Origin of the sequence: Rhodococcus sp. BP-349, from assembly GCF_019835845.1 — a bacterium.
Classification (GTDB): domain Bacteria; phylum Actinomycetota; class Actinomycetes; order Mycobacteriales; family Mycobacteriaceae; genus Rhodococcoides.
In genome coordinates, this window is record NZ_JABUDR010000002.1 from 636,955 (window position 1) to 658,976 (window position 22,022).

Here is a 22,022-nt window from a genome sequence, read left to right on the forward strand (position 1 = left end):
CTGGCTTGTCGCCGTCGGCCGTGAACGTGGCACACGAATGCGGAACCGATATCGGATCGGTTCACCTGTCGCACCCCGGGGATGAACGATGGACGACATCACCAGTTCCACCATCGACGACGCCGTCGCGGCCATGACGGACGTCGAACTCGACCGCGCCATTCGCGCGCTCACCCTGCGTCAGCGGTCCCTGCTGCTCGGCGGTGACCTCGACACGGCCTGGGCGGTCACCGAAGATCTCGAACGCTGCCTCGCCGCCCGGTGCGGCATGCCGCGAACCTGACACGCTCGACCCTGAGGTTCAGCTCAGCTGGACGGTCTGCGCGGACCACGACCCGGGTATCCGGTGTCGGTGGCCGGGACGGGATCATGCTCGTCCGAGAATCCGACCGGTTGGAATTCGACCATCAGGAACCGTTGTCCCGGAACACGAGTCGCCCGCAGATCGACGACGGTCCACCCGCCGTCGACGCGGCGCAGGCGCACACCCGGGATCTCGGTGCGATGGTCGGCCCACTCGTGCATTCGCCGGTAGGCCGACACGATGCGGGGGATGTCCGTGGGGTGCGGGGTGTCGCGCTGATCCACCTGCCCCTTCCACAGGATGTTCTCCACCGGCTCCGTCAGCCACCGCACGACGCGCACCCTCTCGGTGTCGATGAGCGCGATCGCAGTGGGGGAGTTGCGCGTCAGCGACCGCAGCGCGAACGCCTCGACCGACGGTCCCGCCACCACGAATTCGTCCGCGCGGAGTGAGATCGCCAACGCGTGCGACACGGTGTCGATGTACGGGCTGTCACCGTCGTCGCACGAGGAGTCGAGCACCGTCCGCACCGCGTTGCGCAGGGGCCGGGCACCCCGCGGAGTACGCAACGCCACCGTGCCGTCCCAGCGGGTTCCGGGTTCCGCGTCGAGCAGGGCGACGAGGAGATACATCGCGCTGTCGGCGTCGTCCGCGTGGTCGAACAACTCGAACGCCGGCGCGGCGAGCTTCGCTGTCGATTCCCGGCCCACGACGCCGGCGATGCCCGGGGTGAAAGCGAACTGTCGACGCGACGACGACCAGTCGTAGCCGACGACGAGGGGCGGCGGTGCGTCGGAATCGTCACCTGCATAAAGCATCACGCCGTGGACGGCTTTCCGCGGACCCGGTACCGCGACGGCGCGCAGCGGACTGCGCAGTCCCGGCACGGTCTCGGCCGCGTCCTCGCCGCTCGTCGCGACGAACGCGGTCACCGCACGCGCTGCGTCCGCGATGCGCTTGCTACCGACGGCGCGGGACAGCGCCGTCCAGTCCTTCGCTCGACCGTCCTTGGCGACGACGGTCCCCACGGGCCCCGCGTCGCCGTCGGGCGGTTCGGCGAGTGTCTCCACGACAATCCAACCGTCGTGCGCGTCGGGAGCTGCTCCCGTCGCCTGCCTCGCCATCGTCACAGTCCTCCGAACCCATGAACAACCAAGCCCCCGACCCGGATGTACCGGGAGAACCTTACTCACCGTCAGGGTCTCGGGCGGCTCGCCCCTCGGCGCGCAGAAGCGGGTGTCATTCGATCGGACTACACGCGACCAGCGTCGTTCGCGCCGCCGCGCGGTCCACCTTGCCCGGGCCGCGGGCCGGGAGTGCGTCCACGAACAGGACCTGCCGGGGCGCCGCGGCCGGGCCCAGGACATCGGCGACGGCTGCCCGTACGGACTGCGGTGTGAGTGCTGTGCCGGGCCGTACCACCACCAGTGCGCCGACCCGTTCGCCGAGACGAGGGTCGGGCACGCCGACCACGACGCACTCCGCGACCCCGTCGATCCGAGCGACGGCGTCCTCCACCACTCGCGGTACGACGGTGAGTCCACCCGTGGTGATGGCGTCGTCGGCCCTCCCGAGAATCTGTAGACGGTCGCCCTGCAGGCGACCGAGATCGTCGGTACGGAACCACCCCACCTCGGCGAACGCCGGGTGATCGGGCATTCCGCGGTAGCCGTTCGCCAGCGTGGGTCCGCCGAGGCGCACGCGACCGTCCGCCTCGAGGCTCACGGTCACGCCGTCCAGTGGAACGCCGTCGTAGACGCACCCGCCGCACGTCTCGCTCATCCCGTAGGTGCGGACGACGGTGATCCCCGCGGCGAGTGCGCGGTCGAGGACGGGAGCCGGGGTCGCGGCCCCGCCGAGCAGAACGGCGTCGAGGGACGCGAGCGCCGCGACGGCGTCCGGACGATCGAGAGCCTTGATCATCTGGGTGGGGACGAGGGAGGTGTAGCGCCGGGGCCCGCTCATCGACGCGACCGCGCGGACGAGGTGCGCGGGGTCGAATCCCGTCGACACGTCCACCACCGCGGGTTCGTGACCGGCGGCGAGGGAGCGCAGCACCACCTGCATCCCGGCGATGTGATGGGCCGGCAGCGCGAGCAACCACTGTCCCGGCCCACCCAGCCGGGCATGGGTGGCGGCGGCGCTTGCCCGGAGTGCGGCCGCTCCGAGCAGGGCTCCCTTCGGGGTTCCCGTCGACCCGGACGTCGCGAGCACCATCGCGGTACCCGGCTCCGCGGGAGTGCCCGGTGACAGTGCGTCCGTGAGGCGGCGACGCTCACGATCGTCGTCGGCGGGGACCGGCAGGACCGGCTCGGCGCTGCCGTCGAGCACGGCGCGCAGTCGGGGCAGCAGACCCAGCACCGCGTCGCCGCCGGGCACCGGGAGGACGGTCAGGTCAGCCACGGCGTTGCGGGTGGTCGGGCGGCACCTCGACCACGACGATGCGCGTGCCGTCGGGGTCGGCGATCCACATCTCCGTCAGTCCCCAGGGCTCGGTCTGCGGGGGGCGCACGATCTCGACGCCCGCCGCCTCGATCTCGGTGCGCGCCGCCTCGACGTCACGCACCTGCAGCAGAATCGTCGCGCCCGCCGTCGACCGGCCTCCGGCTCGCCCGTCGGCCGTCGACCGGCCTCCGGCCTGCCCGTGCCCCGCCACCTCGATCAGCGACTGCCCCGCGAAGAACACCACGCCACCGGGATACTCGCGAAAGATGCCGAGCCGCAACCGGTCCCGATAGAAGCTCAGGGTGTTCTCGAAGTCTCTCGGCCGCAGGATGATCCGGCTCGCCAGCACCTCCATGGTCGGTCGCCTCTCAGAAGTACCAGGGGTAGGGAGACCAGTCGGGCTCACGCTTCTCGAGGAAGGAGTCCCGACCCTCGACGGCCTCGTCGGTCATGTAGGCCAGCCGCGTCGCCTCGCCCGCGAAGAGCTGCTGCCCCACCAGCCCGTCGTCCTGAAGATTGAACGCGTACTTCAGCATTCGCTGCGCCTGCGGGGACTTGCCGTTGATGGTGCGGCCCCACTCGATGGCGACGGTCTCGAGGTCGGCGTGGTCGACCACCTTGTTCACCGCACCCATCCGGTGCATGTCCTCGGCGGTGTAGGTGTCGCCGAGGAAGAAGATCTCGCGAGCGAACTTCTGCCCCACCATCTTCGCCAGGTATGCGCTGCCGTACCCGCCGTCGAAGCTGCCGACGTCGGCGTCGGTCTGCTTGAAGCGGGCGTGTTCCCGGCTCGCGAGAGTCAGGTCGCAGACCACGTGCAGGCTGTGTCCGCCGCCCGCGGCCCAACCGTTGACGAGACAGATGACGACCTTGGGCATCGTGCGGATGAGGCGCTGCACCTCGAGGATGTGGAGTCGTCCGGCGCGTGCCTTGTCGACGGTCTCCGCGGTGTCACCGCTCGCGTACTGATATCCGCTGCGCCCGCGGATGCGCTGGTCGCCGCCGGAGCAGAAGGACCACACACCGTCCTTCGGTGCGGGGCCGTTGCCGGTGAGCAGAACGGCGCCGACGTCGGAGGTCATCCGCGCATGATCGAGCGTCCGGTGCAGCTCGTCGACCGTGCCGGGACGGAACGCGTTGCGCACCTCGGGGCGGTCGAAGGCGATGCGCACGGTCCCGTCGGTCACGTGGCGGTGGTAGGTGATGTCCACCAGGTCCTCGAAGCCGGGGACCGCGGTCCACTGCTCGGGCTGGAACGGCGAGGTCTGATCGGTCACCCTCGACAGCCTAACGACGGGCCGAATCGGACTCCGCGTTACCGTCGTCCGATGACCGACGATTCCCCCCACGGCGGATTCCCGAAGTTCACCAGGGCCACGCCGCCGCCGGACTACGGCCGGTTGATTGAGGCGTTGCGCACCGTCCAGGACCTCGCGGTGTCCACCGACCTGCCGGACGACCAGCTCGCCCTGGCCGCCGACCAGGCGGAGAAACTCGCCGCGACCATGGCGCCCTACGTGGTGCCGGAAGGTCTGTCACCGGCGGGCCGCGCGCTGGAGCTGCCGGGTCGCGGCAGCCTGCTGATGCTGCCGTGGACGATCGAGAAGTACGGCGCCGAGGGCGTGCGGTCCACCGGTGTGTTCCGCCGGTTCCATCTCGGCGGCAACGGCGCGGCGCACGGCGGCACGCTGCCGCTGCTGTTCGACGACCTCTTCGGGCTGATCCAGCACGCGTACGGCCGCCCGATCAGCCGCACCGCCTTCCTGCACATCGACTACCGCGCCGTGACCCCGTTGAACGAGCAGCTCGTCGCCGAGGGGCACGTGACGAAGGTCGAGGGCCGCAAGACGTTCATCGAGGCCCGGTTGACCAAGCGGGACGGCACGCTCGTCGCCGAGAGCAACGCCCTCATGGTGCAGTTGCTCCCCGGCCAGCAGTGACGGCGGCCCCCGCTCCCGGGCTCGACGAGATCGTCGCGTCGGCCCACGTGCTGTCGCTGCCCATGCGCACCCGGTTCCGCGGCATCACGACGCGGGAGGTGCTGGTGTTCTCCGGACCGGCCGGATGGGGCGAGTTCGGCGCGTTCCCCGAGTACGACGACGCCGAGGCATCGGCATGGCTGCGTGCCGGCATCGAGATGGCGTGGCAGGGCGCGCCCACCCTGCTGCGGGAGTTCGTCGACATCAATGCGACCGTCCCTGCCGTTCCCGCCGCGGACGTCCCGGATGTGTTGGCGCGCTACCCCGGTGCCCGGACGGCCAAGGTGAAGGTCGCCGAGAAGGGGCAGACTCTCGCCGACGACGTCGCACGAGTCGAGGCGGTCCGGGCGCTGGTCCCCACCGTGCGTGTCGACGCCAACGGGGGCTGGACGGTCGACGAGGCCGAGACGGCCCTGCGCGCCCTCACCGAGAACGGTGACCTCGAGTACGCGGAGCAGCCCTGCGCGACGGTCGAGGAACTCGCCGAGGTGCGCAGACGCGTGCGCGGAGTGTCGATCGCCGCCGACGAGAGCATCCGGCGAGCCGAGGATCCGATGCGCGTGGTCAGGGCCGGGGCCGCCGACGTGGCCGTCGTCAAGGTGCCGCCGCTGGGCGGGGTGCGGGCGGTGCTGCGGCTTGCCGAGGAGTTGGCGCAGTACGGCGTCCCGGTGGTCGTGTCGAGCGCCCTCGACTCGGCGATCGGTATGTCCGCCGGACTCGCTGCCGCGGCTGCCCTGCCGTCGAGTGCCGCGTGCGGCCTGGGCACCGGCGCACTGTTCGTCACCGACGTGGCCGAGCCGCGAGCGCTCGTCGACGGCCGGTTGCGGGTGGACACCGTGGTCCCCGATGCGGATCGCCTCCGCGAGCTCGCAGCCCCGGACCATCGGCGGGCGTGGTGGCTGGAACGTCTCGCCCGGTGCCACCCCCTCGCGCTGTTGTAGGGTCGCGCCGACCAGAAACCTTCTCCGAGAACGGCCTACGGCCCGACTCCAAACGACAGGATTGTTTTCCGTGGCATCACTGCAGACCACCCTCCTCGACGAGAACACCGCACCGGCCGTGCGCGCGGACGTCCGCGCGCTGATCGACGCCGAGGTCTCCGACAAGAAGGGCGCCTCCGGCCTCGCGGTCAAGGGCGGATACGGCGCCGTGAAGAAGGTGAGCCCCAGCGTCATCGACGACGCCGTCGCGAAGTTGTGGCCGAGCTTCGTCGAGAAGCTGGACCCGTTCTGGCAGCGCTACCAGGCCGCGCCGTCCGGCACCTTCGGTGAGTTCCTCGCCGCGAACGGTGACGAGGCGTCCGACGCGCTGCTGTCCGTCACCGACGCGCGCATCGACGAGACCAGCAAGTCGACCATCAAGAAGGCGTACTCCTCGCTCCGCCCGTCGGCGAAGAAGAACGTCACCGAGGCTCTCCCGCGCGTCGGCGCCCTGGTGCAGAAGTACGCAGCCTGACCCCCGTGCGCCTTTCGCGCATCCCCGGATGCGCGAAAGGCGCACGGAGGGCCGGATCGTCGATGATGGAGCCATGACTCCACGCAACGATCTCGCAGCCCTCACCAGTGGACGCAACTTCTGGAGCACCGAGCAGCAGGACGGGCTCCCGGCGATCACGCTGACCGACGGCCCGCACGGCGTGCGGATGCAGGCGAGCGACAGCGACATGTTCTCCGGTCGACCCGCGACGTGCTTCCCACCTGCCACCGCCACCGCGAGTACCTGGGATCCCGACCTGCTGCGGCGGATGGGAGAGGCGCTGGCCACCGAGGCCAGGTCGATGGACGTGTCCGTCCTGCTGGGCCCCGGCATCAACATCAAGCGCAGCCCGCTCGGGGGCCGCAACTTCGAGTACTTCTCGGAGGACCCGTTGCTCACGGGCACGCTCGCCGCCGCCTACGTGCAGGGAGTGCAGAGCCGGGGCGTCGGCACCTCGCTCAAGCACTTCGCGGTCAACAGCCAGGAGACCGACCGCATGCGCGTGAGCGCCGAGGTGGACGAGCGCACCCTGCGCGAGATCTACCTCCGGGCATTCCAACGTGTGGTGGAGCAGGCGCAGCCGTGGACCGTCATGTGCTCCTACAACCGCATCAACGGCGTCCACGCCTCGCGGAACCGGTGGCTCCTGACGGACGTGCTGCGCGGCGAATGGGGTTTCGAGGGCGCCGTCGTGTCCGACTGGGGCGCCGTCGTGGACCGGGTCGACTCGATCGCCGCGGGCCTCGACCTGACGATGCCCGGACCAGACGCTGCCGGTGACCAGCGGGTCGCCGACGCAGCGGAGTCCGGTGCGCTCGATCCGGGCGCGCTCGAGACGGCGGCGGCGCGCGTGCGCGCACTGGTCGAGCGCGCGCAGGACGCGAGCGGTTCCGTGGACGTCGATCACGATGTCCACCATGCGCTGGCCCGAGAGATCGCGAGCCGGGCGATCGTCCTGCTGAAGAACGACGGTCTGCTGCCGCTCGAGCCGGGTTCCGGATCGATCGCCGTGCTCGGCGAGATCGCCCGCACCCCGCGCTACCAGGGCGGCGGTAGTTCGCAGATCACCCCGACCCGGTTGGACGACGCGCTGTCGGCGATCACCGCTGCCGCGCAGGGCGAGGTGGCGTTCGCGCCCGGGTACGACGCCGACCACGCGTCGACCGAGGAGACCGACGCCGACGACGGACTGCTGAACGAGGCCGTCGAGCTCGCTCGCACGCACGACATCGCCCTCGTCTTCGTCGGCAACGATCCCGAGACCGAGGGCATGGACCGCACCACGCTGACGCTGCCGGAAGGCCATCTGGCCCTGGTCGAGCGAGTGCGCGCGGTGAACGAGAACACCGTGGTGGTGCTGTCGAACGGCGGCGTGGTCCTGACGTCTCCGTGGGACACCGACGTCCCCGCGATCCTCGAGACGTGGCTGCTGGGACAGGCCGGCGGCGGAGCGATCGCCGACGTGCTGTTCGGCGTCGTGAACCCGTCGGGACGGCTCGCGGAGACCGTTCCGCTCCGGCTCGAGGACCACCCGTCCTACCTGGACTTCCCCGGTGAGCACGGGGTCGTCCGCTACGGCGAGGGCATCCACGTGGGCTACCGCGGATTCGATGCGCGCGAGACCGACGTGTCGTACCCCTTCGGGTGGGGCCTGTCGTACACGACGTTCGAGTACGGCGACGTGACCGCGACGGTGGGGGAGCACGGCATCGACGTCACGGTGCCGGTGACCAACACCGGGGACCGGGACGGCCGGGAGGTCGTGCAGATCTACGTGTCCGCCCCCGACGAGGACGCGCACCGTGTTCCGCGTGAGCTCGCGGCGTTCGAGTCGGTCGAGATCGCCGCGGGTGCGACCGAGACCGTGACTCTCACCGTCCGGCGTGCCGACCTGGCGTACTGGGACACCCGGGTGTCGTCCTGGATCGTGGCGCCGGGCGAGTACGTCGTGGCCGCGGCGGCATCGTCGCGCGATCTCCGGAGCGTCGCGATCGTCTCCGTGACGGGCGACGACGTCCGCCTGCCGTTGACGGCCGATTCGACCGTCACCGAGTGGCTGGACGATCCGCGCGGCGGTGACCTGCTACGGACGGCCATCGAGGACGGCGACGGACCGTCGGTGGCACAGGCGATGATGGGCAACCCGGAGACGGCAGTCTTCCTGTCGAGCGTCCCGCTCGCCCGCATGGTGGCCTTCGGCGACGGAACCCTGACACCCGATGTCGTCGCGCGGCTCGTGCAGGACGCGAACGGCTAGCCGCGCCCGCGTGCCCGGGTGAACAGCGGGACCACCAGCAGCATCATGAACACCCGGAGCACCTGGGCCGCCACGACGAAGGTCACGTTCACGCTGCTCGCCGCCGCCAGCGCGAGGACGGCGTAGATACCGCCCGGCGTCGTGGCGAGGTAGGCCTCGTAGGGGGTGATGCCCGTCGTGCCGACCAGGATCAGGCCGAGCAGCGCGCAGCCCACCGCGATGGCGATGATCAACAGGATCGCCCACGGGATGACGCGGCCGATGGACTTCAGGCTGTCGAGGGTGAACTGCAGGCCGGCCTGCCAGCCGATGACGATGTAGACGAGCTGGAGCAGCAGGAACGGGACGCCGGCGTCGCCCGTCCACCCCAGCAGGTCCGCGGCACCGGAGATCAGCAGTGGCCCGAGCAGGGCGGGCGCGGGCAGGCGGATCAGTCGACCCAGAGGTATGCCCACCAGTAGGCACACGGCGATGAACAGCGCGTCCGTCCAGAGCGGGGCGGAGGCGGTGTCGAGCGATCCGCTCTGTCCGGTGTCCGCAGAGAAGACCACCGTGGCGACGAACGGCAGCGACGCGGTGACCAGCAGCACCCGGACGTACTGCACCACGGCGACCACCCGCTCGTCGCCGCCCAGATCACGGGCGATCGCGACCATGCCGGACGCACCTCCGGCCACGAGCGCGAGGGCGCCGGTGGTGGCGTCGAGGTCACGATGCAGTCCGAGCAGAGCGCCGGCCGCGATGGACAGCACCAGGGTGCCGAGCGAGACGACCACCACCCAGATCCAGTCGGACCCCAGCGAGGACATCGTGTCCCTGTCGAGCAGGGTGCCGATCTCGACGCCGAGCACGGCCTGCGCGCCCATCGACGCGGTGCGCGGCACCTTCCCCGGCCCCCACCCGCACAGCGCGAACACCGTCGCCACGGCGAGCGCGACGAACAGCGCGGCCGACGGAACGCCGATTCGATCCGCGAGCACGGCCACGACGGCCGTGACCAGTGCCAGTGCTGTCCAGCGGGCAGCGCGGGACCGGTCGACGGCCGGACTCAAGGCCTGTCGGGGCGCTGGATCCGTCGCACGGCCGGGGGCATACCCCACTCGTCGCGGCCGAGTCGGCTCAGTGGGGCGAGCGACGCGAAATCGGGGAGTCCGTCGTCGGCGAGATACTCCGGTCGCACCGTGATCATCGTGACCGCGCCCATGACGACGAACGAGTTGCCGACTTCGACCACCTGGTGCAGCGTCGCCTCGATCGACAGCGGCGACGCGACGACGCGAGGCGGCCGGACGGTCTCGCTCGGCTCGCTCTCGAGGTCGACCGCGGTGTACTCGCTCACCGACGAGTCGTAGTTGGCCGACGTCTGGTTGATCTGTTCGAACAGCGACTCGGTGGCGAGGTTGATGACGAACTCGCCCGTTTCCTCGATGTTGCGGAGGCTGTCCTTGCGGCCGACCGACGTGAACTGCACCACGGCGGGCGCGCTCGAGGACACCGAGAAGAAGCTGTACGGCGCGAGGTTGGGAACGCCGTCCGCCGAGACGGTCGACACCCACGCGATGGGTCTCGGCACCACTGACGTGGTGAGAAGCTTGTAGAAGTCCCCGGGATCGATGCTCTGCGGATCGAAGTGTGTGCGCACCTGTTCATCGTGCCACCGCCCGGTGCGCCCCTCGTGCACAGCGGGTAGGCAGGTCGGGCATCTGTGACACTCTGAAATGGTGAACCCGTCCACGTCTCAAGCCGTCGTCGTCGTCGACGAGATGATCCGCGGCGGCGTCCAGGACGTCGTGCTGTGCCCCGGGTCGCGGAACGCTCCCCTCGCGTTCGCGCTCGAGGCCGCCGATCGCGCCGGTCGCGTCCGACTGCACATGCGTATCGACGAGCGCACAGCCGGCTTCCTCGCCATCGGACTCGCCGTGTCCGGCCGTCGGCCCGTCCCCGTCGTGATGACGTCCGGCACCGCCGTCGCCAATCTCGGACCTGCCGTTCTCGAGGCCAACTACGCCCGCATTCCGCTGGTCGTGCTCAGCGCCAACCGCCCCTACGAGATGTTGGGAACTGGCGCGAACCAGACCGTCGAGCAGCTCGGGCTGTTCTCCGGTCAGGTGCGCGCGACCATCAGCCTCGGTCTCGCCGAGGAGTCCGATCAGGTCAACAGCCAGTGGCGGTCGGCCGTGTGCCGCGTCCTGGCCGCCGCACGCGGGACCCGCTCGGGCAACGCCGGCCCGGTGCACTTCGACATGCCGCTGCGCGAGCCTCTCACTCCCGACCTGTCCGACGCCCGCCCCGCCCCGCCGGGACGTCCCGACGGCTCACCGTGGACCACCACGCAGTACGCGACACTCGACGTGCCGGTGGATCTGGACCTGTCGGTGGACACCGTCGTCATCTCTGGACACGGGGCCGCCTACCGACCGGAACTCGCCGGGCTGCCGACGGTCGCCGAGCCGACCGCGCCCCTGCACGGCCACCCGCTCAATCCGCTCGCCCTGGGAGCGCTGTCGCCGCGTCAGGCCGTCATCACCGGACGTCCCACGCTGCATCGCCAGGTCTCGAAGGTGCTGGCCGATCCGGCCGTCTCCGTCATCGCTCTCACCACCGGCCCTCGCTGGCCGGACGTCTCGGGCAACGTCGTGGCGACCGGAACGCGCGCACTGGTCACCGGGGCACCGTCGCCCGAGTGGCTGCGCCGCTGTGCGGACGCTTCGGAATCGGCCGATGCCGCGGTCCGCGGGCAGCTCGACACCCTCGTGACTCCGACGGGTCTGCACGTCGCTGCCGCCGTGTCGTCGGCACGTCGTCCGGGTGACCTGCTCGTGCTCGGCGCCTCCAACCCGGTGCGCGACATGGCACTGGTCGGCTACCCGGCAGAGGACGTCCGCGTGCTGTCCAATCGCGGTGTCGCCGGCATCGACGGCACCGTCTCCACCGCCGTGGGCGCCGCGCTGGCGCACGACGGTCGCACCATCGCGCTGATGGGGGACCTGACGTTCCTGCACGATGCGTCCGGACTGCTCATCGGCACGGGGGAGCCCCGACCCCGGGACCTGACCATCGTCGTCGCGAACGACGACGGCGGCGGCATCTTCGAGCTGCTCGAACAGGGCGATCCCCAGTACGCCGGAGTCTTCGAGCGCGTGTTCGGCACTCCGCACGGCATGGACCTCGCCGCTCTGTGTGCCGCCTACCGGATCCCCCACCGGCGTGTGGATCCCGACGAGCTGGCTGAGCTGCTCACTGGTCACGCCGAGGGCACGCGGGTGCTCGAGGTGACCACGGACCGGTCCGGTCTGCGCGACCTGCACGCGTCGATCCGCGCGAACCTCTAGTCCCGGTCAGGCCCTGCCGGCGAGGTACTCCCGCGCCTGCTTGCTCTCCGAGTGCACCATCTTGCCGATCATGTCGGTGACCATGCCCTCGATCTTTCCGCCGACGAACGGCACCTTCACCTCCGCGGTGCCCGTCAGAGTGAGTCGCGATCCGGTGCCGTGCGGTGTGAGAGCGAAGGTGCCGCGCACCTTCGACGTCAGGCCCGTGGATCCGCCTTCGAGCGTTCCGTTCGCGCGGTCACCCTCGAGAGGTCCCCAGCTGTCCTTACGCGTGATCACCAGATCGCCGCGGATCACCTTTCGGACGAAGCCCGGCAGGACGGATGCTCCGACCCCCTCGGAGATCACCACCTCGAAGCCCCCGTCCGGCTGGTGGGAGTACTCCACGCTGGCCCGATCGGAGACCTCCTTGGTTCGCTTGTCCCACAACGCTTCGTCGGTCAGCGCGGAGTGCGCCTGCGCCGGTGTCACGTCGAAGTCTTCGGTGAATGTGAATTTCCGCCCCATGGCGGGAGACGTTACTCGGCGTACCGCTGCCGTCCTGCGTGGTGCTGTCGCTAGCCTGTCCTGGTGAACCCCGTCGTCCCGAGTTCGGCCGGTGCCGAGATGTCCGGTGGGGACACGCCTGCTGTCGAGACATCCGAGACATCCGAGGCGGACGAGGCCCCGGTGCGGCGGCGCTCGCGCGTTCCCACCGTTCTCCTGGTGATCGCCACCGTCGTCTCGGTGCTCGCGGTCCTGTTGGTCCTCGCGGCGTGGCGCAACGATCACACCATTTCTTCCGACGAGGGCGTCGCCACCGCGGAGGTGCTCTCTGCCGGACGTCTGCGCTCGGCGGTGAGCTTCGTGACTCCCGACGGTGAGATGCACAACCCCAAGCTCGGCGTGCTGTACCCGACCAATCTGGTCGCCGGGCAGCGCATCGACGTGGAGTACTCCCGCAGCGACCCCGACCTGGTGCGGGTGGCGGGCCGTGACGCCTCGGTGGCCGTGGTCCCCGCACTGTCCGTCATCGTCGTCACGTGGCTGATCGCGGGCCCGTCCATCCTCTTCCTGCGGCGCCGCGACGCGCGCGCCTGACCCGGTACCGGAGGGTTCGCCCGGGGTTCGCCCGCTGGTCACGTCGCCCTCGCATCGCGGTCGTCGCAGCGCGGAACAGTCCACGGTGTGCGCATAGCCGTGATCGCCGAATCGTTCCTGCCTCACGTCAACGGTGTCACCAACTCGATTCTCCGCGTGCTCGAACACGCGGAGTCCGCAGGTCACGACGCCATGATCGTCGCGCCGGACACGCCGGCCGGGGTGCCCGCCGCACCGACCTCGCACGGCACGTTCCCGGTGCTGCGAGTGCCGTCGGTGATGGTCCCCAAGGTGAGTTCGCTGCCCGTCGGCGTGCCGAGCCCCGGGATGACCGCCGCGCTGCGCTCGTTCGCGCCCGACGTGGTGCACCTCGCGTCGCCGTTCTCGCTCGGAGCCGGTGGACTCGCTGCCGCGCGGAGGTTGGACGTCCCGGCCGTCGCCGTCTACCAGACCGACGTCGCCGGGTTCGCCGAGAGCTACGGGCTCGGGCTGACCTCGCGCGCCTGCTGGGCGTGGACCCGCCGGATCCACAAGGGCAGTGCCCGCACTCTCGCACCGTCGACGTCGGCGATGGACGCACTCGCCGCGCGCGGCATCCCGCGCGTGCATCGCTGGGGTCGGGGAGTGGACACCGTGCGCTTCGCGCCGTCGTCGCGGAACGCGGAGCGTCGTGCGGAGTGGGACGCCGGCGACGCGCTGGTGGTGGGTTTCGTCGGCCGGTTGGCACCGGAGAAGCACGTCGAACGTCTCGCGGTGCTCGAGCGGACACCGGGCGTGCGTGTGGTGATCGTCGGCGACGGTCCGGAACGCGCCCGGCTCGAGGCGCTCATGCCGTCCGCGGTGTTCACGGGTCAGCTGGGCGGACAGGCGCTGTCGGAGGCCTACGCGTCCTTCGACGTGTTCGCCCACCCGGGCGAGCACGAGACGTTCTGCCAGACCGTGCAGGAGGCGCTCGCGAGCGGTGTTCCCGTGATCGGGCCCGACGCCGGTGGTCCTCGCGATCTGGTGAGCCACTGCCGCAACGGCTACCTGCTGCCCGTCGACCGGTACGAGGAGTTGCTGCCGAGCGCCGTGCAGGCCCTCGCCGACCCCACCACGCGTGCGAGGTTCGCCACGTCCGCGCGGAAGTCCGTCCTGCATCGCACCTGGCCCGCGCTGTGCAGCCAGTTGATCGGCCACTACGAGGCGGTCATCGGCACCTCGGACGTCGGACGGCGGACGACGGCGGCCTAGGTGAGTGCGCGGCCCACGTACTGTTCAGGTGTGGCAGCACACGGCTCCAGAGCGCAACTGGACAAGCAACCGCACGACGTCGCGTCCATGTTCGACGGAGTCGCGAAGCGGTACGACCTGACGAACACCGTCCTGTCCTTCGGTCAGGACCGGGGATGGCGACGAGCGACGCGTGACGCGCTCGCGCTGAAGCCCGGCGAAGCGGTGCTCGATCTCGCGGCCGGCACCGGGGTGTCCACGGAGGAACTCGGCCGGTCCGGCGCCTGGTGTGTCGCCACCGACTTCTCCAAGGGCATGCTCCGCGCGGGCCTCTCGCGCGACGTCCCGATGATCGCGGGCGATGCGATGCACCTGCCGTACGCCGATGACGTGTTCGACGCCGCGACCATCTCGTTCGGTCTCCGCAATGTGGCCGATCACAACGCGGGCCTCGCCGAGATCCTGCGGGTGGTCCGACCCGGTGGGCGATTGGTGGTGTGCGAGTTCTCCACACCGGTCTTCCCGGCGTTCCGCACCGTCTACATGGAGTACCTGATGAAGGCGCTCCCGGCCGTTGCCCGCACCGTCAGCAGCAACCCCGACGCCTACGTCTACCTGGCGGAATCCATTCGTGCCTGGCCGGACCAGGCGGAGCTCGCGCGGCGCATGCAGTCCGCGGGCTGGGACCGTGTGCAGTGGCGCAATCTCACGGGCGGCATCGTCACGTTGCACAGCGCCATGAAACCGGTGTACTGAAAGATACGGAGAACGCACCTATCGGTGTTCGTACCGGGTCCCGATACGGCATGATCTGCGCATGCCCGTACCGGATTGGCTGCCGTATGCCACCCTCGCTGCCTCGGCCGTCGCCGCGGGCGGGGCAGGTTGGGCCGTCAGCACCACGCGCATGCACCTCACCCGGGAGACGCGCCGCGCCCGCGAGCTGCGCACCATCCGCGCCGAGCTGACCCACGACTCCGGACGCCATGCCGTCGAGACGTCACTGGTACGTGACCAGGTCACCGAGCGCTACCAGGAGTTGTCGGTCGCGCTGACCACTTTCCAGCGGGTGTGGATCGACGCCGTGCGCCGCCGTACCGCGCCCGACGCGGCCGCACTGCCGCCGGGGGCCGACGACGTGCAGGCCGACGTCGATGCCGCCTACCAGGAACTGCTGCGCGTCTCGACGATCACCGTCGTCGTGGCCCGCCAGCGCGTCGCGCCGCTCCTCGAGATGCTCATGTCGCTCGATCTCCGGGTGCTGGTGCCGTACTCCACGACGGGCGCGATGCCGGGTCCGGCCGTCGAGCGTCTGAACCGCGAGCACGGGTTCCTGATCGAGATCCAGCGTCTGCTGCGCGACGCCATGCGCGCCGATCTCGGTCTGCTGGACGCGAACGACCTCGGTCTGCTGATCATGGACACCAAGCGCGTCGTGGACACGCTCTCGCCGGACCGCCGGTCGATCGGCTTCGGCGCCACCGAGCGGCGCATGGTGGAGTACCTGGCCGAGTTCGGGGTGCGCGTGTTGGCGGGCGGCAACGAGCGCGACTACACGATGGAAGCGGATCGTTTTGCGTTCTACCAGGCCAAGGACCCGGCGCTCGCCGGCGCGGTCGAGGCCATCCTGGCGCTGTACGGAGCCGAACTGTCCCTCGCCGTCCACGCCGGCCTCGACGAGCAGGCACGGCTGCCCGTGCTCCAACGCGTCGTCGCGTCGCTCGAGTGCGGCTTCCGCGATCGCGACGGGATACTTCTGCCGGACGGCACCACCGTGTACGCCTTCCGACCGGGGCGCTGACCGGGCCGGTCTTTCCTGCGTGCGTCGAGCTCAGGAGAACGGCGGGCGGTCGTCCACCTTCAGCGACGTCGATCCCGCGGCCCGCCAGGCGCGCGCGACCACGTCGCGATCCTCGTCGGTGATGAGGTTGCCCATCACCCGCACGGCGACGGTCATGATCGCTCGCGACCGCATGCCGATCGGCCCCGTGGCGGGCAGGAACCGCGGCACCGTCAGCAGGCCCGCGAGGCGACGAGCGACCGAGAAGCTCTGCCCGTAGTGCTCGCGGAGCACCGCCGGCCACACCTGCGTCAGGTCTGCCCCGTCCAGGTGTTCGGCGATCAGTCGACCGCCCTCGAGTCCGTAGTCGATGCCCTCGCCGTTGAGCGGATTCACGCAGGCCGCCGCATCGCCGACGAGCGCCCAGTTGGGGCCTGCCACGTCCGAGACAGCACCGCCCATCGGCAGCAGGGCGGACTGCACACGCCGCACGCCGCCGCTCAGACCCCATTCGGATTCTCGTTGCGACGCATAGAGATTCAGGAGAGGTCGCAGCGCGCCGGCAGCCGGACGCTTCGAGGTGGCGAGCGTCCCCACGCCCACGTTCACCTCGCCCGTGCCCTCGTCGTTCACGCCCAGCGGGAACACCCACCCGTAGCCGGCCTGCAGGGTGCCCTCTCCGTCGCGGAGTTCGAGGTGCGAGGTGATCCACTCGTCCTCACTGCGGTCACTCGTGACGTACGCCCGCGCCGCCACCCCGAAGGCGGTGTCGCGGTGCCACGTACGGCCCAGGATCTTGCCGAGCGGCGAGCGCACTCCGTCCGCCACGATCAGCGTGCGGCAGGCCACGGCGACAGGGCCGTCGGCGGTGTCGAAGATCACCTCGGTGACCCGTCCGCTCACCAGCACCGCATCGACGGCCTTGGCGTTCTCCATCATCACGGCGCCGTCGTCGACGGCCACCCGGCGGATGCGGTCGTCCAACTCCGTACGCGGTACCGCGGAACCGATGTCGGGAAGGGAGCCGCCCGGCCACGGCAGCGTGAGTTCCTGACCGAATCCGGTGAGGCGTAGGCCACGATTGATCGCCCGGGAGCGCACCCACTCGCCGAGTCCGAGCTCGTCGAGCTCGGCGACGGCACGCGGTGTGAGTCCGTCACCGCAGGTCTTGTCGCGCGGGAAGGTGGCGGCATCCGCGAGAATCGTGTCGTGACCAGCACGTACGGACCAGGCCGCGGCGGCGCTGCCCGCGGGTCCCGCTCCGACGACGAGAACGTCGGTCACGCGTCGAGTTCCCGGTGTCACACCCTGTGCGGGTCCATCCGTCATCGTTCCATCTTGCAGGCACGATAGGTTGGGGGCAGACGCGGCGCCGAGGCCCGGAGCCGCGCGGGGTGTTCGACGACGAGAAATGGGTGCGAGCGCGGTGACCGAGACGAGTGCGAGTGGGGCCACCGTGGTGGCGGGCGTGGATCTCGGGAACGCGGAGTTCGCGGAGACCGTCCGCACGGCGATGGCCGAGGTCGAGAGCCTGCTCGTGACGGAGTTGTCCGACGGCGAGGACTTCCTCACCGAGGCGGCCCTGCACCTCGCGAAGGCCGGCGGCAAGCGGTTCCGCCCGCTGTTCACCATTCTCACCGGTCAGCTCGGGCCGAAGGCGTCGAGTCCGGACATCGTCACCGCGGCCACCGTGCTCGAGATGGTGCATCTGGCGACGCTGTATCACGACGACGTCATGGACGAGGCCGCCATGCGCCGCGGTGTGGAATCCGCCAACGCGCGCTGGGGCAACAGTGTCGCGATCCTCGCGGGCGACTACCTGTTCGCACACGCGTCGCGCCTGGTCTCGACGTTGGGTCCCTCCGCCGTGCGCACCATCGCCGAGACGTTCGCCGCGCTGGTCACAGGCCAGATGCGCGAGACCATCGGCAGCAAGCCCGACCAGGATCCGGTCGATCACTACCTCACCACGGTGTGGGAGAAGACGGGTTCGCTCATCGCGACGAGCGGCCGCTTCGGCGGCACGTTCTCCGGTGGCGACGACGAGCACATCGAGCGGCTCGAACGTCTCGGAGACGCGGTGGGCACCGCGTTCCAGATCTCCGACGACATCATCGACATCTCGTCCGCCGCGTCGGACTCCGGGAAGACACCGGGCACCGACCTGCGGGAGGGCGTGCACACGCTGCCCGTGCTGTTCGCGCTGCGCGATCAGGGTGCGGACGGCGACCGGCTCCGCCACCTGCTGCGCGGCCCCATCACCGACGACGCGGACGTGGCCGAGGCGCTGACTCTGCTGGGTCGTTCGCCGGGCATGGCCAAGGCACGCGAGACGCTCGACACCTACGCCCAGCGGGCGCGCACCGAGCTGGACGCCCTGCCGCAGGGCCCGGCCAACGACGCGCTGCGCAAGCTGGTCGAGTACACGGTCGCCCGCATCAGCTGACGGGAACTACCCGCGTCACCTCGGTCGTTGTCCGTGCAGGAAGCACGGCGGCGAGAGGATCGGCGACACGATGAAGTTCGCGAACGGTATGAAGACGTTCGGCCTGATGGTCGGGATGTCGGCCCTGATCGTCTTCATCGGCGCTCTGTTCCAGAACTCGACCATCCTGGTGATCGCGGTCGTCCTGGCCGTCGGCATGAACGGGTACGCGTACTTCAACAGCGACAAGCTCGCGCTGAAGTCGATGCACGCCCAGCCGATCACCGAGGTCGAGTACCCGCGCATCTTCGCCATCGTCCGCGAGCTGGCCACCGCGGCGCACCAGCCCATGCCCCGGCTCTACATCAGCCCCACCAACGCGCCCAATGCGTTCGCCACGGGACGAAACCCGCGCAACGCCGCGGTGTGTTGCACCACCGGCATCCTGGCGCTGCTGAACGAGCGTGAGCTGCGCGCAGTTCTCGGCCACGAGCTGTCGCACGTCTACAATCGCGACATCCTGATCTCGTCCGTGGCGGGCGCCATGGCGGCCGTGGTGTCCGGACTCGCCAACTTCGCCTTCTTCGCGAACATGTTCGGCGGCCGCGGGAACGGGCAGGGCGCCAACCCGCTGGCCCTGCTGTTGGTGTCGATGCTCGGCCCCATCGCGGCTTCGCTGGTCAAGCTCGCCGTGTCGCGCTCGCGGGAGTATCAGGCGGACCAGTCGGGTGCCGAGCTCACCGGCGACCCCTTGGCGCTGGCTTCCGCGTTGCGCAAGCTGCAGAGCGGCACCCAGGCCGCCCCACTGCCCCCCGAGCCACGCCTCACGGCACAGTCGCACCTCATGATCGCCAACCCGTTCCGGGCCGGTGACCGAGCGAGCAAGCTGTTCTCCACACACCCGCCGATGGAGGAGCGCATCGCCCGCCTCGAGCGCATGGCGGGGCCCTACAGCTGAGTCAGCGGTAGTTGACGAACTGCAGAGCGATGCCGAAGTCCTCGCCCTTGAGCAGCTGCTGGACGGCCTGAAGGTCGTCGCGCTTCTTGCTGCTCACGCGCAGTTCCTCGCCCTGGATCTGCGCCTTGACCCCCTTGGGGCCGTCGTCGCGGATCTTCTTCGAGATCTTCTTGGCGTTCTCGGTGGTGATGCCCTGCACGAGCGTGCCGGTGATCTTGTAGGTCTTGCCCGACTGCACGGGGTCGCCGGCGTCGAAGGCCTTGAGCGAGATGTCGCGTCGGATGAGCTTTTCCTTGAAGACGTCCAGGGCGGCCTTCGCGCGCTCCTCGGCCTCGGCGGTGATGACGATGGCCTCGTCCCCGGACCACTCGATGCTCGCGCCGGTGCCGCGGAAGTCGAAGCGGGTCGACAGTTCCTTGCCGGCCTGGTTCAGAGCGTTGTCGACCTCCTGGCGGTCCACCTTGCTCACGACGTCGAACGACGAATCAGCCACTGACAACACTCCTTCGTGCGTGATCGGTACGGTGCCGACGGTAGCCTGTCCAGCCGGTTTGCCATCGAGGGGTGCGGTCGTTGTATTCTGCGTAACGCACCTGGAGCAGTCACTCGACGAGTGTCCGGCGCCATGGAGCAACCCGGCAGATTGCCCGAGCGGCCAATGGGAGCGGACTGTAAATCCGTCGGCTTATGCCTACGTAGGTTCGAATCCTACATCTGCCACGCCCGACGAGACCCCGGCGAGACACCTCGCCGGGGTCTCGTCGTCCGGGTGGGGACAGCGGGGACACGAAACGCCGTGTGCAACTCGTTCACCAGGCAATTTGGCGAGCGGTCCGACCCCTGTGTAATGTCTTCGAAGGCTTCGACGTGCACCTCGTGTGCGCCGAACCTGCCCCCTTAGCTCAGTCGGTAGAGCGTTTCCATGGTAAGGAAAAGGTCAACGGTTCGATTCCGTTAGGGGGCTCGCGGGACCGAGCGCCGGCCGGCGTCCGGCACCGAGGCGGTGTAGCTCAGTCGGTAGAGCAAACGACTCATAATCGTTGTGTCGCCGGTTCAAGTCCGGCCATCGCTACTCGACAGAGGACTCCGCCGCTGCTGCGCGCAGCGGGGTCCGGTATTCATGACCGACGCAGCACCCGTATCGCGCTCTACCCGAAAGCAGGCATCGACGTGGCCTCCTCCACTGACGTTCGGCCCAAGATCACCTTGGCGTGCGAGGTGTGCAAGCACCGTAATTACATCACCAAGAAGAATCGCCGCAACGATCCCGATCGCCTCGAGATCAAGAAGTTCTGCCCGAACTGCGGAACTCATCGCGCGCACCGCGAATCTCGCTGATCATCCGCTCGTCAGCGCTGCCACGGCACACTCGCCGTGGCAGCGCTGACGTGCGTCCAGGCGTCGGTGGCCCAGTCGGTCCGGCGCCGTCCGTCTCGAACTCGCCCGACAGAGCCTGCCGGACCGTCACTCGTCCCACGCTCGGGTATCCCGCGGTGAGTTCCACATCATTCTCGGGGGAGTCGACGACGTGACAGTCACCGCAATCGCAACCGATCGAGGCGACCTGCCTGCCGTCGATCCGGCAGTGCACACCGCCAGCATGGTCGGGCACCACTACCGCATGCCCGACTTCTACGAGATCGGGCGCGAGAAGGTGCGCGAGTACTCGCGGGCCGTGCAGAACGATCATCCCGCGCACTCTTCGGAGGACGCCGCGGCCGAGCTCGGGTACGAGCATCTCGTCGCACCGGCCACCTTCATCTCCGTCGTCGGCATCATCGCGCAGAAGGCCATGTTCGACGAGGTCATCACCGGGTACGACCTGTCGCAGATCATGCAGGCGGATCAGCGTCTCGAGTTCCACCGCGCGATCGTCGCGGGGGATCGCCTGACCGTCGACGTGAGCCTCGAGTCGTTCCGCCAGATGGGTGGGAGCGACATCATCATCACGAAGAACATGGTCACGGACCAGGCCGGCGAGGACGTCATGACGTCGTGGACGACGCTCGTGGCGAAGACCGGTGGCGGTTCCGATCAGGACGCGCTGGAGATGGCGAAAGGTGTCATGAAACATGACTCGTAAGCAGTTCGACCAGGTCACCGTCGGCGACGATCTTCCCGAGCGCACCTACGAGCTCACCCGCGGTGACCTCGTCAACTACTCGGGCGTCTCCGGCGATCCCAACCCGATCCACTGGAGCGACCCGGTCGCGCGGACGCTCGCCGGGCTCCCCGACGTCGTCGCGCACGGCATGCTCACCATGGGACTCGGCGCCGGTTTCGTCACCGACTGGTCGGGTGATCCGGGCGCGATCACGGAGTACAACGTGCGCTTCACCAGCCCCGTGCTGGTCAAGGAGACCGAGCCGGCGAAGGTCGACTTCACGGGCCGGATCAAGTCGGTGGACGCGGACACCCGCAAGGCCGTCGTCGCGATCACCGCCAAGTACGAGGGCAAGAAGATCTTCGGTCGCGCCGTCGCGACCGTCCAGCTCGCGTGATCCGGTTCTCCGATCGCCTGCTCGAGTCGGCGCTTCTCGAGTCGGCGATTTCGGGGGCGTCCGTGAGTGCAGTACACTGAGATCTCCGGGGTCGTACAGCGCTGTGCGCTGTCCGTCGCCGGTACGGCCGGGTCTCGATCCGGCCGAAGGGGCGTAGCTCAATTGGTAGAGCAACGGTCTCCAAAACCGTAGGTTGCAGGTTCAAGTCCTGTCGCCCCTGCCACGTTCGAAAGCGGTGATTCGGACAGTGGTCATGCAGAGCATTCGAGTGCA

24 protein-coding genes and 4 tRNA genes are annotated in these 22,022 nt (G+C 69.5%); 19 read left to right on the forward strand and 9 right to left on the reverse strand.

Annotated elements, in window-relative coordinates; translation table 11 throughout:
- Positions 1-88: 88 nt before the first annotated feature.
- On the forward strand, positions 89-283 hold the full coding sequence (locus tag HQ325_RS13545) for a hypothetical protein (RefSeq protein ID WP_037184696.1): 195 nt from the start codon (positions 89-91) through the stop codon (positions 281-283).
- A 23-nt stretch (positions 284-306) separates the two neighbouring features.
- On the opposite strand, the gene HQ325_RS13550 is transcribed toward HQ325_RS13545, so the two are convergent.
- The 4 genes from HQ325_RS13550 to HQ325_RS13565 all read right to left on the reverse strand — a co-directional run bounded on the left by HQ325_RS13550 (position 307) and on the right by HQ325_RS13565 (position 4,026).
- On the reverse strand, positions 307-1,428 hold the full coding sequence (locus HQ325_RS13550) for a GAF domain-containing protein (protein ID WP_222630309.1): 1,122 nt from the start codon (positions 1,426-1,428) through the stop codon (positions 307-309).
- Positions 1,429-1,543: 115 nt separating this feature from the next.
- On the reverse strand, positions 1,544-2,707 hold the full coding sequence (menE, locus tag HQ325_RS13555) for an o-succinylbenzoate--CoA ligase (RefSeq protein ID WP_222630311.1): 1,164 nt from the start codon (positions 2,705-2,707) through the stop codon (positions 1,544-1,546).
- Positions 2,700-3,104 carry a VOC family protein gene (locus tag HQ325_RS13560; protein ID WP_222630313.1) on the reverse strand — a complete coding sequence of 135 codons (405 nt, stop codon included), beginning with the start codon at positions 3,102-3,104 and terminating at the stop codon, positions 2,700-2,702. The genes menE and HQ325_RS13560 overlap by 8 nt, the downstream gene beginning before the upstream one ends.
- 13 nt (positions 3,105-3,117) lie before the next feature.
- Positions 3,118-4,026, reverse strand: a complete 909-nt coding sequence (locus HQ325_RS13565) for a 1,4-dihydroxy-2-naphthoyl-CoA synthase (RefSeq protein WP_374107220.1) — start codon at positions 4,024-4,026, stop codon at positions 3,118-3,120.
- A 51-nt stretch (positions 4,027-4,077) separates the two neighbouring features.
- Here HQ325_RS13565 and HQ325_RS13570 point away from each other — a divergent pair, with 51 nt between their 5' ends.
- The 4 genes from HQ325_RS13570 (at position 4,078) to HQ325_RS13585 (ending at position 8,461) form a co-directional block, all read left to right on the forward strand.
- Positions 4,078-4,689 carry a PaaI family thioesterase gene (locus HQ325_RS13570; protein WP_222630315.1) on the forward strand — a complete coding sequence of 204 codons (612 nt, stop codon included), beginning with the start codon at positions 4,078-4,080 and terminating at the stop codon, positions 4,687-4,689.
- On the forward strand, positions 4,686-5,669 hold the full coding sequence (locus HQ325_RS13575) for an o-succinylbenzoate synthase (RefSeq protein WP_222630316.1): 984 nt from the start codon (positions 4,686-4,688) through the stop codon (positions 5,667-5,669). Before HQ325_RS13570 ends, HQ325_RS13575 begins: the two co-directional genes overlap by 4 nt.
- A gap of 70 nt (positions 5,670-5,739) precedes the next feature.
- Entirely contained in the window at positions 5,740-6,183 is a 444-nt protein-coding gene (locus HQ325_RS13580) for a hypothetical protein (RefSeq protein WP_374107219.1), read from the forward strand.
- A gap of 73 nt (positions 6,184-6,256) precedes the next feature.
- On the forward strand, positions 6,257-8,461 hold the full coding sequence (locus HQ325_RS13585) for a glycoside hydrolase family 3 C-terminal domain-containing protein (RefSeq protein WP_222630318.1): 2,205 nt from the start codon (positions 6,257-6,259) through the stop codon (positions 8,459-8,461).
- Here the strand turns inward: HQ325_RS13585 and HQ325_RS13590 are convergent.
- Complete coding sequence (locus HQ325_RS13590) at positions 8,458-9,513, reverse strand: AbrB family transcriptional regulator (RefSeq protein WP_222630319.1); 1,056 nt, start codon at positions 9,511-9,513, stop codon at positions 8,458-8,460. The two genes, HQ325_RS13585 and HQ325_RS13590, sit on opposite strands and share 4 nt — an antisense overlap.
- Complete coding sequence (locus HQ325_RS13595) at positions 9,510-10,103, reverse strand: flavin reductase family protein (protein ID WP_222630320.1); 594 nt, start codon at positions 10,101-10,103, stop codon at positions 9,510-9,512. The genes HQ325_RS13590 and HQ325_RS13595 overlap by 4 nt, the downstream gene beginning before the upstream one ends.
- A 79-nt stretch (positions 10,104-10,182) precedes the next feature.
- Here HQ325_RS13595 and menD point away from each other — a divergent pair, with 79 nt between their 5' ends.
- Entirely contained in the window at positions 10,183-11,793 is a 1,611-nt protein-coding gene (menD, locus tag HQ325_RS13600; protein WP_222631042.1) for a 2-succinyl-5-enolpyruvyl-6-hydroxy-3-cyclohexene-1-carboxylic-acid synthase, read from the forward strand.
- 6 nt (positions 11,794-11,799) lie between these two features.
- Here the strand turns inward: menD and HQ325_RS13605 are convergent, their stop codons facing one another.
- Positions 11,800-12,300 (reverse strand): DUF2505 domain-containing protein, encoded by a 501-nt coding sequence (locus HQ325_RS13605; RefSeq protein WP_222630321.1) that lies wholly within the window; start codon positions 12,298-12,300, stop codon positions 11,800-11,802.
- Between the two features lie 99 nt (positions 12,301-12,399).
- Between HQ325_RS13605 and HQ325_RS13610 the strand changes: the two genes are divergently transcribed.
- From HQ325_RS13610 to HQ325_RS13625, 4 genes are all read left to right on the forward strand, one after another.
- Positions 12,400-12,873, forward strand: a complete 474-nt coding sequence (locus HQ325_RS13610; RefSeq protein ID WP_261778339.1) for a DUF3592 domain-containing protein — start codon at positions 12,400-12,402, stop codon at positions 12,871-12,873.
- Between the two features lie 87 nt (positions 12,874-12,960).
- On the forward strand, positions 12,961-14,106 hold the full coding sequence (locus tag HQ325_RS13615) for a glycosyltransferase family 1 protein (protein ID WP_222630322.1): 1,146 nt from the start codon (positions 12,961-12,963) through the stop codon (positions 14,104-14,106).
- A gap of 30 nt (positions 14,107-14,136) precedes the next feature.
- The gene (locus HQ325_RS13620) at positions 14,137-14,841 is read left to right on the forward strand and encodes a demethylmenaquinone methyltransferase (RefSeq protein ID WP_308014456.1); all 705 of its coding nucleotides are present in this window, start codon (positions 14,137-14,139) and stop codon (positions 14,839-14,841) included.
- A 61-nt stretch (positions 14,842-14,902) separates the two neighbouring features.
- Positions 14,903-15,886, forward strand: coding sequence for a hypothetical protein (locus HQ325_RS13625; protein WP_222630324.1), 984 nt, complete (start codon positions 14,903-14,905; stop codon positions 15,884-15,886).
- Positions 15,887-15,916: 30 nt separating this feature from the next.
- On the opposite strand, the gene HQ325_RS13630 is transcribed toward HQ325_RS13625, so the two are convergent.
- Positions 15,917-17,194 (reverse strand): geranylgeranyl reductase family protein, encoded by a 1,278-nt coding sequence (locus HQ325_RS13630; RefSeq protein ID WP_222630326.1) that lies wholly within the window; start codon positions 17,192-17,194, stop codon positions 15,917-15,919.
- 82 nt (positions 17,195-17,276) lie between these two features.
- On the opposite strand from HQ325_RS13630, the gene HQ325_RS13635 reads away from it, so the two are divergent.
- Together HQ325_RS13635 and htpX are read left to right on the forward strand one after the other, a co-directional pair.
- Entirely contained in the window at positions 17,277-18,311 is a 1,035-nt protein-coding gene (locus tag HQ325_RS13635; protein WP_222630328.1) for a polyprenyl synthetase family protein, read from the forward strand.
- A gap of 70 nt (positions 18,312-18,381) precedes the next feature.
- On the forward strand, positions 18,382-19,248 hold the full coding sequence (gene htpX / locus HQ325_RS13640) for a zinc metalloprotease HtpX (protein WP_222630329.1): 867 nt from the start codon (positions 18,382-18,384) through the stop codon (positions 19,246-19,248).
- Position 19,249: 1 nt separating this feature from the next.
- On the opposite strand, the gene HQ325_RS13645 is transcribed toward htpX, so the two are convergent.
- Positions 19,250-19,741, reverse strand: a complete 492-nt coding sequence (locus tag HQ325_RS13645) for a YajQ family cyclic di-GMP-binding protein (RefSeq protein WP_222630330.1) — start codon at positions 19,739-19,741, stop codon at positions 19,250-19,252.
- Positions 19,742-19,885: 144 nt separating this feature from the next.
- On the opposite strand from HQ325_RS13645, the gene HQ325_RS13650 reads away from it, so the two are divergent.
- The 7 genes from HQ325_RS13650 (at position 19,886) to HQ325_RS13680 (ending at position 21,972) form a co-directional block, all read left to right on the forward strand.
- Positions 19,886-19,968, forward strand: a tRNA-Tyr gene (locus tag HQ325_RS13650).
- 171 nt (positions 19,969-20,139) lie between these two features.
- Positions 20,140-20,212: transfer RNA gene (locus HQ325_RS13655), tRNA-Thr, on the forward strand.
- Positions 20,213-20,247: 35 nt separating this feature from the next.
- A tRNA-Met gene (locus HQ325_RS13660) sits at positions 20,248-20,320 on the forward strand.
- Positions 20,321-20,418: 98 nt separating this feature from the next.
- On the forward strand, positions 20,419-20,586 hold the full coding sequence (gene rpmG, locus HQ325_RS13665) for a 50S ribosomal protein L33 (RefSeq protein ID WP_027504552.1): 168 nt from the start codon (positions 20,419-20,421) through the stop codon (positions 20,584-20,586).
- Positions 20,587-20,776: 190 nt separating this feature from the next.
- Positions 20,777-21,331, forward strand: coding sequence for a (3R)-hydroxyacyl-ACP dehydratase subunit HadA (gene hadA / locus HQ325_RS13670; RefSeq protein WP_374107218.1), 555 nt, complete (start codon positions 20,777-20,779; stop codon positions 21,329-21,331).
- Positions 21,321-21,749, forward strand: a complete 429-nt coding sequence (hadB, locus tag HQ325_RS13675; RefSeq protein ID WP_222630331.1) for a (3R)-hydroxyacyl-ACP dehydratase subunit HadB — start codon at positions 21,321-21,323, stop codon at positions 21,747-21,749. Before hadA ends, hadB begins: the two co-directional genes overlap by 11 nt.
- Before the next feature lie 147 nt (positions 21,750-21,896).
- A tRNA-Trp gene (locus HQ325_RS13680) sits at positions 21,897-21,972 on the forward strand.
- Positions 21,973-22,022: the final 50 nt, after the last annotated feature.

Excerpts from the sequence above, each read along its gene's own strand:
- HQ325_RS13545 (WP_037184696.1), top strand. The coding sequence starts at position 89 with ATGGACGACATCACCAGTTCCACCATCGACGACGCCGTCGCGGCCATG.
- HQ325_RS13550 (WP_222630309.1), bottom strand. The coding sequence starts at position 1,428 with ATGGCGAGGCAGGCGACGGGAGCAGCTCCCGACGCGCACGACGGTTGG.
- HQ325_RS13560 (WP_222630313.1), bottom strand. The coding sequence starts at position 3,104 with ATGGAGGTGCTGGCGAGCCGGATCATCCTGCGGCCGAGAGACTTCGAG.
- HQ325_RS13570 (WP_222630315.1), top strand. The coding sequence starts at position 4,078 with ATGACCGACGATTCCCCCCACGGCGGATTCCCGAAGTTCACCAGGGCC.
- HQ325_RS13585 (WP_222630318.1), top strand. The coding sequence starts at position 6,257 with ATGACTCCACGCAACGATCTCGCAGCCCTCACCAGTGGACGCAACTTC.
- HQ325_RS13605 (WP_222630321.1), bottom strand. The coding sequence starts at position 12,300 with ATGGGGCGGAAATTCACATTCACCGAAGACTTCGACGTGACACCGGCG.
- HQ325_RS13610 (WP_261778339.1), top strand. The coding sequence starts at position 12,400 with ATGTCCGGTGGGGACACGCCTGCTGTCGAGACATCCGAGACATCCGAG.
- HQ325_RS13625 (WP_222630324.1), top strand. The coding sequence starts at position 14,903 with ATGCCCGTACCGGATTGGCTGCCGTATGCCACCCTCGCTGCCTCGGCC.
- HQ325_RS13630 (WP_222630326.1), bottom strand. The coding sequence starts at position 17,194 with ATGACGGATGGACCCGCACAGGGTGTGACACCGGGAACTCGACGCGTG.
- HQ325_RS13635 (WP_222630328.1), top strand. The coding sequence starts at position 17,277 with ATGGGTGCGAGCGCGGTGACCGAGACGAGTGCGAGTGGGGCCACCGTG.
- htpX (WP_222630329.1), top strand. The coding sequence starts at position 18,382 with ATGAAGTTCGCGAACGGTATGAAGACGTTCGGCCTGATGGTCGGGATG.
- hadB (WP_222630331.1), top strand. The coding sequence starts at position 21,321 with ATGACTCGTAAGCAGTTCGACCAGGTCACCGTCGGCGACGATCTTCCC.